Genomic DNA, 15,489 nt, shown 5'->3' with positions numbered 1-15,489 from the left:
AATCTAAATGACTATCCTGGTTGTCGCTGAACACGAGAACGGTGCCGTGGCCCCGGCCACCCTGAACACCGTAGCTGCTGCCGCCAAGATCGGTGGTGATATCCACGTGCTGGTCGCCGGCGCAAACGTCGGTGGTGTTGCCGAAGCCGCTGCCAAGATCGCTGGCGTGGCCAAGGTGCTGGTTGCCGATAACGCGGCCTACGCCAACGCTCTGCCGGAAAACGTCGCGCCGCTGATTGTCGAGCTGGCAGGCGGCTACAGCCACGTGCTGGCCCCGGCCACCACCAACGGCAAGAACATCCTGCCGCGCGTGGCTGCGCTGCTGGACGTCGACCAGATCTCCGAGATCATCTCGGTTGAATCGGCCGATACCTTCAAGCGCCCGATCTACGCCGGTAACGCCATTGCCACCGTGCAATCGAGCGCTTCGGTCAAGGTCATCACCGTACGCACCACTGGCTTTGACGCCGTGGCCGCCGAAGGTGGCTCGGCTGCCGTCGAAGCGGTGGCTGCTGCGCACAACGCCGGCATTTCGGCCTTCGTTGGCGAAGAGCTGGCCAAGTCCGACCGCCCAGAGCTGACCGCTGCCAAGATCGTCGTTTCCGGTGGCCGCGGCATGGGCAACGGTGACAACTTCAAGCACCTGTACAGCCTGGCCGACAAGCTCGGCGCAGCCGTCGGTGCCTCGCGCGCCGCAGTCGACGCAGGCTTCGTGCCGAACGACATGCAGGTCGGCCAGACCGGCAAGATCGTTGCGCCACAGCTGTACATCGCCGTCGGTATCTCCGGCGCGATCCAGCATCTGGCCGGCATGAAGGATTCCAAGGTGATCGTTGCGATCAACAAGGATGAAGAAGCGCCGATCTTCCAGGTGGCCGATTACGGCCTGGTCGCTGACCTGTTCGAAGCCGTACCCGAGCTGGAAAAGCTGGTCTGATACGCCTGCTTCACTTATAAAGAAGCCCGGCCCTCGCACTGAGGGCCGGGCTTTTTTTTGCCGGGCAAGGAGTAACGGATGGTGTTGCGCGAAGCGGGCAGGGTGCTGGCATGCATGGTGGCGCTGCTGTCGCCGGTGGTGATGGCGGCAGGCAAGTGCGAGCGGCTGGTGGCAACTGGCAGCCCGGATGCGCCGCCGTACTCCTGGCAGGACCCGAAAGACCCGAAACACCTGGTCGGTGCCAATGTCGACCTGCTGCGCCAGGTCCTCGGCGAGTTGGGCGTGAAAGTCGAAGTGCTCAGTGCCGGTCGGCGCGATCAGGCACTTGAGGAGGTGCGTAGCGGGCGCATGGACCTGCTGCTCGATACCCCCATGCAAGTGGATCAGCTGACTGCGCTGGACTATATCCATCCGGCCCTGCAGCTCAATGAATATCTGGTCTGGACGCGCCATGACGCCACGCTGGCGTTTGACGGCCCGGCCGACCTGGCCAAGTATCAGGGCAGCCTGTCCGAGCGTGCGCGCCTGACCCCGGCGTTTACCGCCTTTGCCAAGGCGCAGCTCAAGCTGGTGCCGGCGCAGAACCTCACCCAGGCCTTTCAGAAACTGGTGCTGGGCCAGGTTGACTATGTGTTGGCCGGGCGCTACTCGGGCATGGCCATGACGCAGAGCCTGGGCATGAGCAACAACCTTATCGCCCGCGGCTTGCCGGTGGACCGCCCTGGCCTGTACCTGGCCGTATCGCACAATTCGGCCTGCAATGACGCGTGGTTGCGTGGGCAATTGGCGAAAAAGCTGACAGAATTGCCGGTCTCCGGTGCGTCCGAAGCCGTGCTGCAGCGCAATGTCGAGCGTTGGAAAGCGCAGATGCAGGTGCAGGCGGACGCCCCAAAACATTAGGAAGAGTGCGTGAGAACCCAATCCCTTATCCTGGCCGTGGCCATGCTCGGCCTGGCTGGCTGCGCCAACGACCCGGCGCCCAATGAACAGATGCGAATTTCCGAGCAGGCGCTGGAGCAGGCCAAGGCAGTCGGCGCCACCGACCAGGTCGAGGCGCTGAAGCTGGCTGAAGACAAGTTCGCCCGGGCCAAGACCAACATGCTGACCGAGGACTACCGTGACGCGCGCATGCGTGCCGAGCAGGCCGAACTGGACGCACGCCTGGCCGAAGCGCAGGTGCTGAACGAGAAGAGCGAAGAGCAGCTTCAGCTGCTGCAAACGCGGGTCAAGCGCCTGCGCAAGCAACTGGAGGTTCAGCCATGATGCGCCTCAATGCGAAAGCCGCGCTGGCACTGCTGGCGCTGACGGCTGGTTTGCAGGGTTGTGCCAGCCAGCGCAGTTCAACGGCACTCGATGAAGCGACCGCGGCCTTCCAGAAGGTCAAGGACGATGCCGACGTGCTGCGCAGCGCCCCGCGTGATGTGATCCGCGCCGGTGAGTCGTTGTCGCGCGCCGAGCGCCTGTCCAGCTACATCGGCACCGGCAGCGACGTGCGCCATTACGCCTACCTGAGCCAGCGCTACAGCGAGATCGCCAGCGAGCACGCCAAGCTGGCGCTGAACGAGGAGCGCCGGGCCAAGCTCGACCTTGAACGCCAGCGTCTACAACTGGCCCTGCGTGAGGCGAAGCTTGCCAGCGTGCAGCAGCAGGGCAAGTGGGTGGAAAACCAGATTGCCGCACTGGCCTCGGAGCAGACCGATCGTGGTTTGGTGATGACCCTGAGTGATGTGCTGTTCGACACCGGCAGTGCCGACCTGAAGAACTCGGCCAGCCGAACCGTACTCAAGCTGGTGCAGTTCCTCCAGCTCAATCCTCGTCGCGTGGTGCGAATCGAAGGGTATACCGACAGCACTGGCACGCCTGAAGACAACCTCACGCTGTCGCGCGATCGTGCCCAGTCGGTGGCCGACATGCTGGTTGACCTTGGGGTCGATGAGAAGCGCCTGCAGGTCGAAGGCTATGGTGACCAGTATCCGATCGAGGCCAACGCCTCGGAGCGAGGCAGGGCGCAGAATCGTCGGGTAGAGATCGTGTTCTCTGACGACAAGGGTCGTCTCGCTCCGGCGCGCTGAAGTGACTAAAAGGGGTCGCAAGCGGCCCCGCATTTCGTCAGTCTGCACGGATCAACCGTTTCGACAGGTGTCACGTCGCTGTATTGTTGGCTGGTCTGCAATCTGTCCCAGTACACTTTGCAACTGTTACGGTATGCTCTACCGTCAACGAGTCGTACAAGAATAACGAGCCGCGTGTCGAGATACCGCCATGACCAACCTGCTGCTGTACCAGCGTATCGCCCAGCAACTGGCCGATGACATCCGTCGCGGTGTCTACCAGCCAGGCGAGCGCGTACCGTCCGTGCGCAAGATGAGTGCCCAGCTCAATGTCAGCCATGCCACGGTATTGCAGGCCTACGCCAATCTCGAGGATCAGGGGCTGATTCGCGCCCGGCCGCAGTCGGGCTACTACGTGCACCAGACGCCTGCCCTGACCGCGCAGACGCCGGATATCGCCCGGGTCGAGCGCCCTGGGCTGGTCACCCGTGCCAGCATCATCCAGCAGGTGTTGACCGAGGCGCGCCGCGATGGCGTGTTTCCCTTCGGCGCCGCTGTGCCGCACGTCGATTACCTGCCGGTGCGCGCGCTGCACCAGCAGATCGCCAAGGTCACCCGCTTTCACAGCCCGCGTGCCTTCAGCTACATGTTCAGCCCCGGCTTCGAACCCCTGCGCCGGCAAATCGCGATTCGCATGCGCGATGCGGGCGTACTGGTGGATCCGCGTGAGGTGATCGTCACCCATGGCTGCGTGGATGCCTTGCAGATGTCGCTGCGGGTGCTGACCCGCCCAGGTGACCTGATTGCGGCCGAGTCGCCGACCTATTATGGGCTTCTGCAGCTGGCGGACTTGCTGGGGTTGAAGGTGATCGAGATCCCCAGTGATCCGTCCACCGGCATCAGTCTCGAAGCCCTGCAGCTGGCTGCCAATCAATGGTCGATCAAGGCCTTGGTGCTTACTTCGCGCCTGAGCAACCCGCTGGGCGGCACCGTGCCTGAAGAGCGACAGAAGCAGTTACTGCGCCTGGCATCGGACTTCGATATCCAGATCGTCGAAGACGACATCTACGGCGAGTTGATGTTCGAGCAAGGCAAGACCAAGGCGCTAAAGGCCTTCGACCGTCTGGACCGGGTGATCTACTGCTCGAGCTTTTCCAAGACCCTTTCGCCTGGGGTACGGGTCGGCTGGATGGTGGCGGGGCGTTACCAGGATGAAATCCAGCGCCTGCAGACGTTCACCACCCATTCGGCGTGCAGTGTGACGCAAATGGGCGTGGCGGCCTACCTTGAGAACGGCGGCTACGATCGGCACCTGCGCTATATCCGCCAGGAGTACCGCAAGAACCTCACGGCCTACCAGTTGGCGGTGCAGCAGCACTTCCCGGAGGGTACCCAGATGACCCGGCCAACCGGTGGCTTTATCCTTTGGGTCAGCCTGCCGGGGCGGGTCAATACCCAAGAGTTGCATGTGCGTGCGCTGGAGCAAGGCATCAGTATCGCCCCTGGGCTGATTTTCAGTAACACCGAGCAGTTCAACCATTGCATCCGGCTCAACTGCGGCATCCCCTGGAACAAGGAGGCCGAACGGGCGGTCATCACGCTCGGGCTTTTGGCCCAGCAATTATGCAGAGAATCACAGCCCTCACTTTTGTAGGCTTGCCAGCAGCCGGCGGAACGGGGAGCATACGCACTTTTCCGATCCCGCCTGTCTGTCGATGTCCATGAATCTGTTGCGAAGTGCTGCCCTGATGATCTGTATCGCCCCATTCTGCCTGCCTTCTGGTGTGGTAGAGGCTGCACAGCCTGCTGCCCAGGCGCAGGCGGGGCATGACAAGGCAGCCAAGCCTGCAGCAAAGGCCAAGCCGGCAGCCGCCAGTGCCAAACCCAAGGCCAAGCCAAAACCAAAGCGCAAGCCGGTCAGCAAGGCGGTCACGCAACCATTGCCCAAGACCAAGCTGGACCTCAGCCTGCCGACCGAGATGGTCAACAACCTCGAGCCTGAGGTGGGTGATTCTTCGACTCGGCGCAAACCTTTGCTGCCTGCCATGTTCACCGAAAAGCCGGAAACCAGCGATAGCCCTTTCCAGCTCAACGGCCGCTTGATCAGCAACGAGATGCAGCTGCAGTTGCGCAACGAAAGCCGCCATGATGTTGAAGGCGCAGCCATCGATTTCCAGTTCCGCAACTGAGCAGGCTCAACTGACTGCCTGGTCACGGTATATTTCATTGGGCCAGCAATTTCAAACGTATGTTTGAGCGGTTACTATCCAGGGACGTTCGTCCCGTTTTGTTCCAGGGAGTCCTGATTCAGCCATGAATTGTCGTGAGGGTTGTGGTGCCTGCTGCATCGCCCCATCCATTAGCTCGGCGATGCCGCGCATGCCTCAGGGCAAGCCGGCCGGTGAGCGCTGCCTGCACCTGACTGCGGAAAACCTCTGTGACCTGTTCGGCAAGCCCGAGCGGCCGGCGGTGTGCGGCGGTTTCAAGGCGGATATCGAGGTGTGTGGCAATGACCGCGACGAGGCGATCAGGATTCTTGGCTGGTGGGAGCAGATAACGGCGGCGTGAGAGCTGGATCTTCGACAACAAGGATAAGCATGATGAGATCGTTCAAGCGTATTGCACTGGTGTGTGGCATGGGTGTCCTGCTGGCGCCCGCTGCCTGGGCCGAGAACTGGCAGGTGGCCAAGGACGAGGAGGGCATCAAGGTCTCGCTCAGTGAGGTGCCGGGCTCCAAGTACAAGGCATACCAAGGCGTGACCGTCATCAAGGCGCCATTGGCCAGGGTGCAGGCGCTGCAGGAAGATGTGGCCGGGGCTTGCGCGTGGATTCACGAATGCAAGTCGCAGAAGCTGCTCAAGCACGAAGGCGACCAGAGCTGGACCTACACGCAGTTCAACACCCCGTGGCCGGTGACACCCCGAGATTCGGTGCTGCATGTGACCACGGTCAAAGGCGCGGATGGCAGTTTGACGCGAAACCTCAAAGAAGAACCGACCTACATCCCGGAAGAGAAGGGGTTTGTGCGGGTGGCGAAAGTGGAAGGTTTCTGGAAACTGGTGCCCAAGGGTGACAGTACCGAAGTGACTTACCAGGTACACACCGAGCCGGGCGGCAGCGTGCCGTCGATGATCGCCAACAAGTTCGTGGTCGATTCGCCGTTCAATACCCTCAAGGCACTGCGCGAGCGGGCCGAGAAGAACTGAGTTCGGCTCAGCGAGAAGGCAATAAAAAGGCTGCCCGAGGGCAGCCTTTTTGCGTTCGGCCGGTAAAGCTTACTTGCGGTCTTTCAGCTCGACGATGTCGCGCTGCAGTTCGCCGGTGTACAGCTGGCGAGGGCGGCCGATCTTGTACGGACTGGAGAGCATTTCTTTCCAGTGCGAGATCCAGCCGACAGTACGTGCCAGGGCAAAGATCACGGTGAACATGCTGGTCGGAATGCCGATCGCCTTCAGGATGATGCCCGAGTAGAAGTCGACGTTCGGGTACAGCGAGCGCTCGACGAAGTACGGATCGGTCAGGGCGATCTCTTCCAGGCGCATCGCCAGTTCCAGCTGTGGATCGTTCTTGATGCCCAGCTCGCCCAGGACTTCGTCGCAGGTCTTCTTCATCACGGTGGCGCGTGGGTCGCGGTTCTTGTACACGCGGTGACCGAAGCCCATCAGTTTGAACGGATCGTTCTTGTCCTTGGCCTTGGCGATGTACTTGTCGATGTTCGAGACATCGCCAATTTCATCGAGCATGGTCAGGACCGCTTCGTTCGCGCCGCCGTGGGCCGGGCCCCACAGTGCGGCGATACCGGCAGCGATACAGGCAAACGGGTTGGCACCCGAGGAACCTGCCAGGCGCACGGTGGAGGTGGAGGCGTTCTGCTCGTGGTCGGCGTGGAGGATGAAGATCCGGTCCATTGCCTTGGCCAGCACCGGGCTGATCGGCTTGATCTCGCACGGGGTGTTGAACATCATGTGCAGGAAGTTTTCCGCGTACGACAGGTCGTTGCGCGGATACATCATCGGCTGGCCCATGGAGTACTTGTAAACCATCGCGGCCAGGGTCGGCATCTTGGCGACCAGGCGCACCGCGGAAATTTCGCGGTGTTGCGGGTTATTGATATCCAGGGAGTCGTGGTAGAACGCCGACAGGGCGCCGACTACACCGCACATCACCGCCATCGGGTGAGCGTCGCGGCGGAAACCGTTGAAGAAGGACTTCAGCTGCTCGTGAACCATGGTGTGGTTCTTGACGGTGCTGACGAACTGGGCCTTCTGCTCGGCATTCGGCAGTTCGCCGTTGAGCAGCAGGTAGCAGGTTTCCAGGTAGTCCGATTTCTCGGCGAGCTGTTCGATCGGGTAGCCGCGGTGCAGCAGCACGCCCTTGTCGCCATCGATGTAGGTGATCTTCGACTCGCACGAGGCGGTCGCCATGAAACCAGGGTCGAAGGTGAAGTGACCAGTGGCCCCTAACCCGCGGACGTCGATTACATCAGGACCAACGGTGCCGGTTAAAATGGGCAGCTCGACGGGGGCAGCGCCCTCGATGACCAACTGCGCTTTTTTGTCAGCCATGTGGCCTCCTATTAATGCTTGAAATCATCAGACAGCCCCCCACGCAGGGCCCGCACCACTATAGAGAAGTAAATTCGAATGTCAATTTGCCTAAAGGCTGGTTGAAAGCCCCTCTGAAGCCTGATTTTTCTAGAAATTCTCGCCCGTTTACGCCTTTTGCTCGCTAAAGGCAATCCGCTATTTGGGCTACCCCGTCACGTTGTCATAAGCAGCCTAACTGTCTATACTCGGCACCCGACTCCCCGGGGCTTGCAAGCCCGAACTACCGGGGGTCGCCGTTCCCTGGGTGGTGGGTACCTGACCAGTACACTTACCAACAACTTTGCCCTGATTCGCTAGGGGCTCTTCAGTGTGAAAAAAGCCGTGAAAAGCCAACGACCTGTAAACCTAGACCTAAGGACCATCAAGCTTCCTGTCACTGCGTACACGTCCATTCTGCACCGTATCTCCGGCGTCATCCTGTTCCTCGGCCTTGCCATCATGCTTTATGCACTGGGCAAGTCGCTGGGTTCCGAGGAAGGCTTCGGTGAGGTGAAGGCGTGTCTGACCAGCCCGCTGGCCAAGTTCGTGACCTGGGGCCTGCTGTCCGCCCTGCTTTATCACCTCGTGGCAGGTGTTCGCCACCTGATCATGGACATGGGCATCGGTGAGACGCTGGAAGGCGGCAAGCTGGGCTCGAAAATCGTGATCGTCATCTCCGTGGTGCTGATCGTTCTGGTGGGAGTTTGGGTATGGTAACCAATGTCACGAACCTGTCGCGTTCGGGCCTCTATGACTGGATGGCGCAGCGCGTATCGGCGGTCGTTCTCGCGGCTTACTTCATTTTCCTGATCGGCTACGTGGTCTGCCACCCAGGCATCGACTACACCCAGTGGCATGGTCTGTTCTCCAACAACGCGATGCGGATCTTCAGTCTGCTGGCCCTCGTTGCCCTGGGCGCTCACGCCTGGGTCGGCATGTGGACCATCGCCACCGACTACCTGACGCCGATGTCGTTCGGCAAGTCGGCGACTGCGATTCGTTTCCTGTTCCAGGCGGTATGCGGCGTTGCGATGTTCGCTTACTTCGTCTGGGGTGTGCAGATTCTCTGGGGTATCTGATCCATGGCTAGCATTCCAACCATTTCCTTCGACGCCATCATCATCGGTGGCGGCGGCGCCGGCATGCGCGCAGCGCTGCAGCTGGCCCAGGGCGGTCACAAGACTGCCGTAGTGACCAAGGTCTTCCCGACCCGTTCGCACACTGTATCCGCCCAGGGCGGTATTACTTGCGCCATCGCTTCGGCCGACCCGAACGACGACTGGCGCTGGCACATGTACGATACCGTCAAGGGTTCCGACTACATCGGTGACCAGGACGCTATCGAATACATGTGTCAGGAAGGCCCGGCCGCGGTCTTTGAGCTGGACCACATGGGTCTGCCGTTCTCGCGTACCGAAACCGGCCGTATCTACCAGCGTCCGTTCGGTGGTCAGTCCAAAGACTTCGGTAAAGGTGGCCAGGCCGCCCGTACCTGTGCCGCTTCCGACCGTACCGGTCATGCACTGCTGCACACCCTGTACCAAGGCAACCTGAAAGCCGGTACCACCTTCCTCAACGAGTACTATGCCGTTGACCTGGTGAAGAACCAGGAAGGCGCCTTTGTCGGTGTGATCGCGATCTGCATCGAAACCGGCGAAACCATGTACATCAAGTCCAAGGCTACCGTTCTGGCCACTGGCGGTGCAGGCCGTATCTACGCATCCACCACCAACGCCCTGATCAACACCGGCGACGGTATCGGCATGGCCCTGCGTGCAGGCGTACCGGTCCAGGACATCGAGATGTGGCAGTTCCACCCGACCGGCATCGCAGGCGCTGGTGTACTGGTCACCGAAGGCTGCCGCGGTGAAGGTGGTTACCTGATCAACGCCCACGGCGAGCGCTTCATGGAGCGTTACGCGCCGAACGCGAAAGACCTGGCCGGCCGCGACGTGGTTGCCCGTTCCATGGTCAAGGAAATCATCGCCGGCAATGGCGTGGGCCCGAACAAGGACCACGTACTGCTGAAGCTGGACCACCTGGGCGAGGAAGTGCTGCACAGCCGTCTGCCAGGTATCTGCGAACTGTCCAAGACCTTCGCCCACGTCGACCCGGTCGTTGCGCCGGTGCCGGTCGTTCCGACCTGCCACTACATGATGGGTGGCGTTGCCACCAACATTCATGGCCAGGCCATCACCATGGACGAAGAAGGCAAGGATCACATCATTCCTGGCCTGTTCGCCGTAGGTGAAGTGGCGTGCGTATCGGTACACGGTGCCAACCGCCTGGGCGGCAACTCGCTGCTCGACCTGGTGGTGTTCGGCCGTGCTGCCGGCCTGCACCTGGAGAAGGCGCTGAGCGACGGCATCGAGCACCTCGACGCCAGCGATACCGATATCGACGTTGCCCTGAACCGCCTGAACAAGCTCAACGAGCGCACTTCCGGTGAAGACGTTGCCAGCCTGAAGCGCGAGCTGCAGAGCTGCATGCAGAACTACTTCGGTGTATTCCGTACGGGCGAATACATGCAGAAGGGTATCGAGCAACTGGCCGGCCTGCGCGAGCGCATCGCCAACGTCAAGATCAACGACAAGTCCCAGGCCTTCAACACCGCGCGTATCGAAGCGCTGGAGCTGCAGAACCTGCTGGAAGTCGCCGAAGCTACCGCCATTGCGGCCGAAGCCCGTAAAGAGTCCCGCGGCGCTCACGCCCGTGAAGACTTCGAAGACCGTGACGACGAAAATTGGCTGTGCCACACCCTGTACTACCCGGGTGAGAAGCGCGTTGCCAAGCGCGGCGTCAACTTTGCGCCGAAGACCGTTCCGGCCTTCGAGCCGAAAATCCGGACTTACTAAGGGTGGCTGCTATGTTGAAAGTCGAAGTTTATCGCTACAACCCCGACACCGACTCGGCCCCAAAGATGGAGTCGTTCGACGTCGATACCGGCGGCAAGGACCTCATGGTTCTGGACGTGCTGGCGCTGATCAAGGAAAAGGACGAGGGTTTCTCGTACCGTCGCTCGTGCCGTGAAGGCGTTTGCGGTTCCGATGGCATGAACATGAACGGCAAGAACGGCCTGGCCTGCATCACCCCGCTGTCGGGCGTGGTCAAGGGCAACAAGCTGATTCTGCGTCCGCTGCCGGGCCTGCCGGTCATTCGTGACCTGGTCGTCGACATGAGCATCTTCTACAAGCAGTACGAGAAGGTGAAGCCATTCCTGCAGAACGATACGCCGGCTCCGGCCATCGAACGTCTGCAGTCGCCGGAAGAGCGTGACAAGCTGGACGGTCTGTACGAGTGCATCCTGTGCGCTTGCTGCTCGACTTCCTGCCCGTCGTTCTGGTGGAACCCGGACAAGTTCCTGGGCCCGGCCGCTCTGCTGCAGGCCTACCGCTTCCTGGCCGACAGCCGTGACACCAAGACCCAGGAGCGCCTGGCGTCCCTGGATGACCCGTTCAGCGTATTCCGCTGCCGCGGGATCATGAACTGCGTCAACGTTTGCCCGAAGGGTCTGAACCCGACCAAGGCAATCGGTCACGTACGTAACATGCTGCTGCAAAGCGGCACCTGATACAAAGCGTTGTAACTGCAGTAAACCGAGGTGCGGGTGGTGAGCCCGCACTGAGGTAAACCTGGGCAAGGGCCCACAAAGCCCGCGCTCGATACCTATGAAGATATGAGACCAGCAGGGGCTTTCCGGGCTGGTACCCGGAAAATCAGCAGGATCCAAGTGGCGTGGTTCAGTCGCTTTATTCGGACTTTTCCAGGTTTGCTGTGGCTCTCGCCGATCAGTCCCCTAACCGAGGGTGACCAAGCATGCAAGAAAGCGTGATGCAGCGCATGTGGGATAGCGCCCACCTTTCAGGTGGTAACGCTGCATATGTGGAAGAGCTCTACGAGCTCTACCTGCACGACCCTAACGCTGTGCCAGAAGAGTGGCGCACTTACTTCCAGAAGTTGCCAGCCGACGGCAGCACCGCTACCGATGTATCGCACTCGACGATCCGCGACCATTTCGTACTGCTGGCAAAGAACCAGCGCCGCGCCCAACCGGTTTCCGCCGGGAGCGTGAGCACAGAACACGAGAAGAAGCAGGTTGAAGTTCTGCGACTGATCCAGGCCTATCGTATGCGCGGCCATCAGGCTGCCAAGCTCGACCCGTTGGGGTTGTGGCAGCGACCTGCGCCTGTAGACCTGTCGATCAATCACTACGGCTTGACCAATGCCGATCTTGATACGACCTTCCGTGCCGGCGACCTGTTCATCGGCAAAGAGGAAGCGAGCCTACGCGAGATCTTCGAGGCGCTCCAGAAGACATATTGTCGCACCATTGGCGCCGAGTTCACCCATATCGTCGATTCCGAGCAGCGCAGCTGGTTCCAGCAGCGCCTGGAAAGCGTGCGCGGCCGTCCGGAATTCTCGGTCGACGTGCAGACGCACCTGCTCGAGCGCGTGACTGCCGGTGAAGGCCTCGAGAAATACCTGGGCACCAAGTACCCGGGCACCAAGCGCTTCGGCCTCGAGGGTGGCGAAAGCCTTATCCCGATGCTGGACGAGATGATCCAGCGCTCCGGCTCCTATGGTACCAAGGAAGTCGTGATCGGCATGGCCCACCGCGGCCGTCTGAACGTGCTGGTCAACACCTTCGGCAAGAACCCGCGCGAGCTGTTCGACGAGTTCGAAGGCAAGAAGATGAACGAGCTGGGCTCCGGTGACGTGAAGTATCACCAGGGCTTCTCCTCGAACGTGATGACCCCGGGTGGTGAAGTTCACCTGGCCATGGCGTTCAACCCGTCCCACCTGGAAATCGTCTCGCCAGTGGTGGAAGGTTCGGTGCGCGCCCGTCAGGACCGTCGTAACGACACCGTGGGTGACAAGGTTCTGCCGATCTCGATCCACGGCGATGCTGCGTTCGCCGGCCAGGGCGTGGTCATGGAAACCTTCCAGATGTCGCAGACCCGCGGTTTCAAGACCGGCGGTACCGTGCACATCGTGATCAACAACCAGGTTGGTTTCACCATCAGCAACCCGCTGGACGCGCGCTCCACCGAGTACGCCACCGACGTTGCCAAGATGATTCAGGCGCCGATCCTGCACGTCAACGGTGACGATCCGGAAGCCGTGCTGTTCGTGACCCAGCTGGCAGTCGACTACCGCATGCAGTTCAAGCGTGACGTGGTCATCGACCTGGTCTGCTACCGTCGTCGCGGCCACAACGAGGCCGACGAGCCGAACGGCACCCAGCCGCTGATGTACCAGCAGATCACCAAGCAGCGCACTACCCGTGAGCTGTACGCCGAGTCGCTGATCCAGGCCGGTCGTATCGATGCCGAGCGTGCTCAGGCCAAGATCGACGAGTACCGCAACGCCCTGGACAACGGCCTGCACGTGGTCAAGAGCCTGGTCAAGGAGCCGAACCGCGAGCTGTTCGTCGACTGGCGTCCATACCTGGGCCATGCCTGGACCGCGCGTCACGACACCCGCTTCGACCTCAAGACCCTGCAGGACCTGTCGGCCAAGCTGCTGGAACTACCGGAAGGCTTTGTCGTCCAGCGTCAGGTCGCGAAGATCTACGAAGACCGTCAGAAGATGCAGGCCGGTGGCTTGCCGATCAACTGGGGTTATGCAGAGACCATGGCTTACGCCACCCTGCAGTTCGAAGGTCACCCGATCCGCATGACCGGTCAGGACATCGGCCGTGGCACCTTCTCGCACCGTCACGCGGTGCTGCACAACCAGAAAGACGCCAGCACCTACGTACCGCTGAAGAACCTGTTCCCGGGCCAGCCGCGTTTCGACCTGTACGACTCCTTCCTCTCGGAAGAAGCGGTATTGGCCTTCGAATACGGCTACTCGACCACCACGCCAAACGCGTTGGTGATCTGGGAAGCCCAGTTCGGCGACTTCGCCAACGGTGCCCAGGTAGTGATCGACCAGTTCATTACCAGCGGTGAGCACAAGTGGGGCCGTCTGTGCGGTCTGACCATGCTGCTGCCACACGGTTATGAAGGGCAGGGCCCGGAGCACTCCTCCGCGCGTCTGGAGCGTTACCTGCAGCTGTGCGCCGAGCACAACATCCAGGTCTGCGTACCGACTACCCCGGCACAGATCTACCACCTGCTGCGTCGCCAGGTCATTCGCCCGCTGCGCAAGCCGCTGGTAGTCCTGACGCCGAAGTCGCTGCTGCGCCACAAGCTGGCCATCTCGACCCTGGAAGACCTGGCAGAAGGCTCGTTCCAGACCGTGATCCCGGAAATCGACGCCATCGATCCGGCCAAGGTCGAACGCCTGGTGCTGTGCAGCGGCAAGGTCTACTACGACCTGCTGGAAAAACGCCGTGCCGAAGGCCGCGAAGACATCGCGATCCTGCGTCTGGAGCAGCTGTATCCGTTCCCTGAGGACGACCTGGTCGAAATCCTGGCGCAATACACCAACCTCAAGCATGCGGTCTGGTGCCAGGAAGAACCGATGAACCAGGGCGCCTGGTACAGCAGTCAGCACCACATGCGCCGTATCCTGGGCCGCCACAACAAGGCACTGGTCCTGGAATACGCCGGCCGCGACGCTTCCGCCGCGCCAGCCTGTGGTTACGCATCGAAGCACGCCGAACAGCAGGAAAAACTGCTGCAAGACGCCTTCACTGTCTAACGCCTTCGCGCACCTGAAACCGAATTTAAGGAAACACTGATAATGGCTATCGAGATCAAAGCCCCAACCTTCCCGGAATCGGTTGCCGATGGCACCGTTGCCACCTGGCACAAAAAGCCGGGCGAAGCCGTCAAGCGTGACGACCTGATCGTCGACATCGAGACCGACAAGGTTGTGCTGGAAGTACTGGCTACTGCCGATGGCGTGCTGGGTGACATCGTCAAGGGCGAGGGCGACACCGTCCTGTCCGACGAAGTGCTGGGTTCGATCGTTGAAGGTGGCGCTGCCGCCGCCGCTCCAGCTGCCGCCCCGGCTGCTGCTCCGGCTGCCGCTGCTGCCGACGCTGGCGAAGAAGACCCGATCGCCGCTCCTGCCGCGCGCAAGCTGGCTGAAGAGAGCGGTATCGACCTGGCGACCGTTGCTGGCACTGGCAAAGGAGGTCGCATCACCAAGGAAGACGTCGTCGCTGCCGTCGCCAACAAGAAGTCGGCTCCGGCGCCTGCTGCCAAGCCTGCCGCTGCCGCTGCTGCCCCGGTTGTCGTTGCCGCTGGCGACCGCACCGAGAAGCGCGTGCCGATGACCCGTCTGCGTGCCAAGATCGCCGAGCGTCTGGTCGAAGCCCAGTCGAACATGGCCATGCTGACCACCTTCAACGAAGTCGACATGACCGAAGTCATGGCCCTGCGTTCGAAGTACAAGGACCTGTTCGAGAAGACCCACAACGGCGTACGCCTGGGCTTCATGTCGTTCTTCGTCAAGGCTGCCACCGAAGCGCTGAAGCGCTTCCCGGCTGTCAACGCCTCGATCGACGGCAACGACATCGTCTACCACGGCTTCGCCGACGTTGGCGTTGCCGTCTCCAGCGACCGTGGCCTGGTGGTACCGGTACTGCGTAACGCCGAGTCGATGAGCCTGGCTGAAATCGAGAACGGCATCGCCACCTTCGGCAAGAAGGCCCGTGACGGCAAGCTGTCGATCGAAGAGATGACCGGTGGTACCTTCACCATCACCAACGGCGGTACCTTCGGCTCGATGATGTCGACCCCGATCGTCAACCCGCCACAGGCTGCCATCCTGGGCATGCACAACATCATCCAGCGCCCGATGGCCATCAACGGCCAAGTGGTTATCCGCCCGATGATGTACCTGGCACTGTCCTACGATCACCGCCTGATCGATGGCAAGGAAGCGGTAACCTTCCTGGTCACCATCAAGAACCTGCTGGAAGATCCGTCTCGCCTGCTGCTGGACATCTAACCCTCTGGCT

At 61.2% G+C, this 15,489-nt stretch carries 15 protein-coding genes; 14 read left to right on the top strand and 1 reads right to left on the bottom strand.

What is annotated here, in order from left to right:
* Nucleotides 1-7: 7 nt before the first annotated feature.
* From APH28_RS23060 to APH28_RS23025, 8 genes are all read left to right on the top strand, one after another.
* Nucleotides 8-937: an electron transfer flavoprotein subunit alpha/FixB family protein gene (locus APH28_RS23060; protein WP_060512822.1), complete on the top strand. Its 930-nt coding sequence runs from the start codon at nt 8-10 to the stop codon at nt 935-937.
* 78 nt (nt 938-1,015) lie between these two features.
* Entirely contained in the window at nt 1,016-1,837 is an 822-nt protein-coding gene (locus APH28_RS23055) for an ABC transporter substrate-binding protein (protein ID WP_060512821.1), read from the top strand.
* A 9-nt stretch (nt 1,838-1,846) separates the two neighbouring features.
* Nucleotides 1,847-2,200 carry a DUF4398 domain-containing protein gene (locus APH28_RS23050; protein ID WP_060512820.1) on the top strand — a complete coding sequence of 118 codons (354 nt, stop codon included), beginning with the start codon at nt 1,847-1,849 and terminating at the stop codon, nt 2,198-2,200.
* The gene (locus APH28_RS23045; protein ID WP_060512819.1) at nt 2,197-3,009 is read left to right on the top strand and encodes an OmpA family protein; all 813 of its coding nucleotides are present in this window, start codon (nt 2,197-2,199) and stop codon (nt 3,007-3,009) included. Before APH28_RS23050 ends, APH28_RS23045 begins: the two co-directional genes overlap by 4 nt.
* A gap of 190 nt (nt 3,010-3,199) precedes the next feature.
* Complete coding sequence (locus tag APH28_RS23040) at nt 3,200-4,642, top strand: PLP-dependent aminotransferase family protein (RefSeq protein WP_060512818.1); 1,443 nt, start codon at nt 3,200-3,202, stop codon at nt 4,640-4,642.
* A gap of 67 nt (nt 4,643-4,709) precedes the next feature.
* On the top strand, nt 4,710-5,177 hold the full coding sequence (locus APH28_RS23035; RefSeq protein WP_060512824.1) for a hypothetical protein: 468 nt from the start codon (nt 4,710-4,712) through the stop codon (nt 5,175-5,177).
* Between the two features lie 124 nt (nt 5,178-5,301).
* Nucleotides 5,302-5,556 (top strand): YkgJ family cysteine cluster protein, encoded by a 255-nt coding sequence (locus APH28_RS23030; RefSeq protein WP_060512817.1) that lies wholly within the window; start codon nt 5,302-5,304, stop codon nt 5,554-5,556.
* Nucleotides 5,557-5,585: 29 nt separating this feature from the next.
* Entirely contained in the window at nt 5,586-6,194 is a 609-nt protein-coding gene (locus APH28_RS23025) for an START domain-containing protein (RefSeq protein WP_371263108.1), read from the top strand.
* A gap of 69 nt (nt 6,195-6,263) precedes the next feature.
* On the opposite strand, the gene gltA is transcribed toward APH28_RS23025, so the two are convergent.
* Nucleotides 6,264-7,553 (bottom strand): citrate synthase, encoded by a 1,290-nt coding sequence (gene gltA / locus APH28_RS23020; RefSeq protein ID WP_060512815.1) that lies wholly within the window; start codon nt 7,551-7,553, stop codon nt 6,264-6,266.
* 351 nt (nt 7,554-7,904) lie between these two features.
* On the opposite strand from gltA, the gene sdhC reads away from it, so the two are divergent.
* The 6 genes from sdhC (at nt 7,905) to odhB (ending at nt 15,479) form a co-directional block, all read left to right on the top strand.
* Entirely contained in the window at nt 7,905-8,291 is a 387-nt protein-coding gene (gene sdhC / locus APH28_RS23015) for a succinate dehydrogenase, cytochrome b556 subunit (RefSeq protein ID WP_012315350.1), read from the top strand.
* Nucleotides 8,285-8,653 (top strand): succinate dehydrogenase, hydrophobic membrane anchor protein, encoded by a 369-nt coding sequence (gene sdhD, locus APH28_RS23010; protein WP_027921320.1) that lies wholly within the window; start codon nt 8,285-8,287, stop codon nt 8,651-8,653. The genes sdhC and sdhD overlap by 7 nt, the downstream gene beginning before the upstream one ends.
* A gap of 3 nt (nt 8,654-8,656) precedes the next feature.
* Nucleotides 8,657-10,429, top strand: coding sequence for a succinate dehydrogenase flavoprotein subunit (gene sdhA, locus APH28_RS23005; RefSeq protein ID WP_060512814.1), 1,773 nt, complete (start codon nt 8,657-8,659; stop codon nt 10,427-10,429).
* An 11-nt stretch (nt 10,430-10,440) separates the two neighbouring features.
* Entirely contained in the window at nt 10,441-11,145 is a 705-nt protein-coding gene (locus APH28_RS23000; RefSeq protein WP_019472040.1) for a succinate dehydrogenase iron-sulfur subunit, read from the top strand.
* A gap of 245 nt (nt 11,146-11,390) precedes the next feature.
* Nucleotides 11,391-14,222, top strand: coding sequence for a 2-oxoglutarate dehydrogenase E1 component (locus APH28_RS22995; protein WP_060512813.1), 2,832 nt, complete (start codon nt 11,391-11,393; stop codon nt 14,220-14,222).
* Nucleotides 14,223-14,264: 42 nt separating this feature from the next.
* Nucleotides 14,265-15,479 carry a 2-oxoglutarate dehydrogenase complex dihydrolipoyllysine-residue succinyltransferase gene (gene odhB / locus APH28_RS22990; RefSeq protein WP_060512812.1) on the top strand — a complete coding sequence of 405 codons (1,215 nt, stop codon included), beginning with the start codon at nt 14,265-14,267 and terminating at the stop codon, nt 15,477-15,479.
* Nucleotides 15,480-15,489: the final 10 nt, after the last annotated feature.

Origin of the sequence: Pseudomonas sp. NBRC 111124 (assembly GCF_001320245.1) — a bacterium.
Taxonomy (GTDB): Bacteria; Pseudomonadota; Gammaproteobacteria; order Pseudomonadales; family Pseudomonadaceae; genus Aquipseudomonas.
Note: the sequence above shows the minus strand (reverse complement) of the source record. Positions and strands in the feature narration are given on the sequence as shown.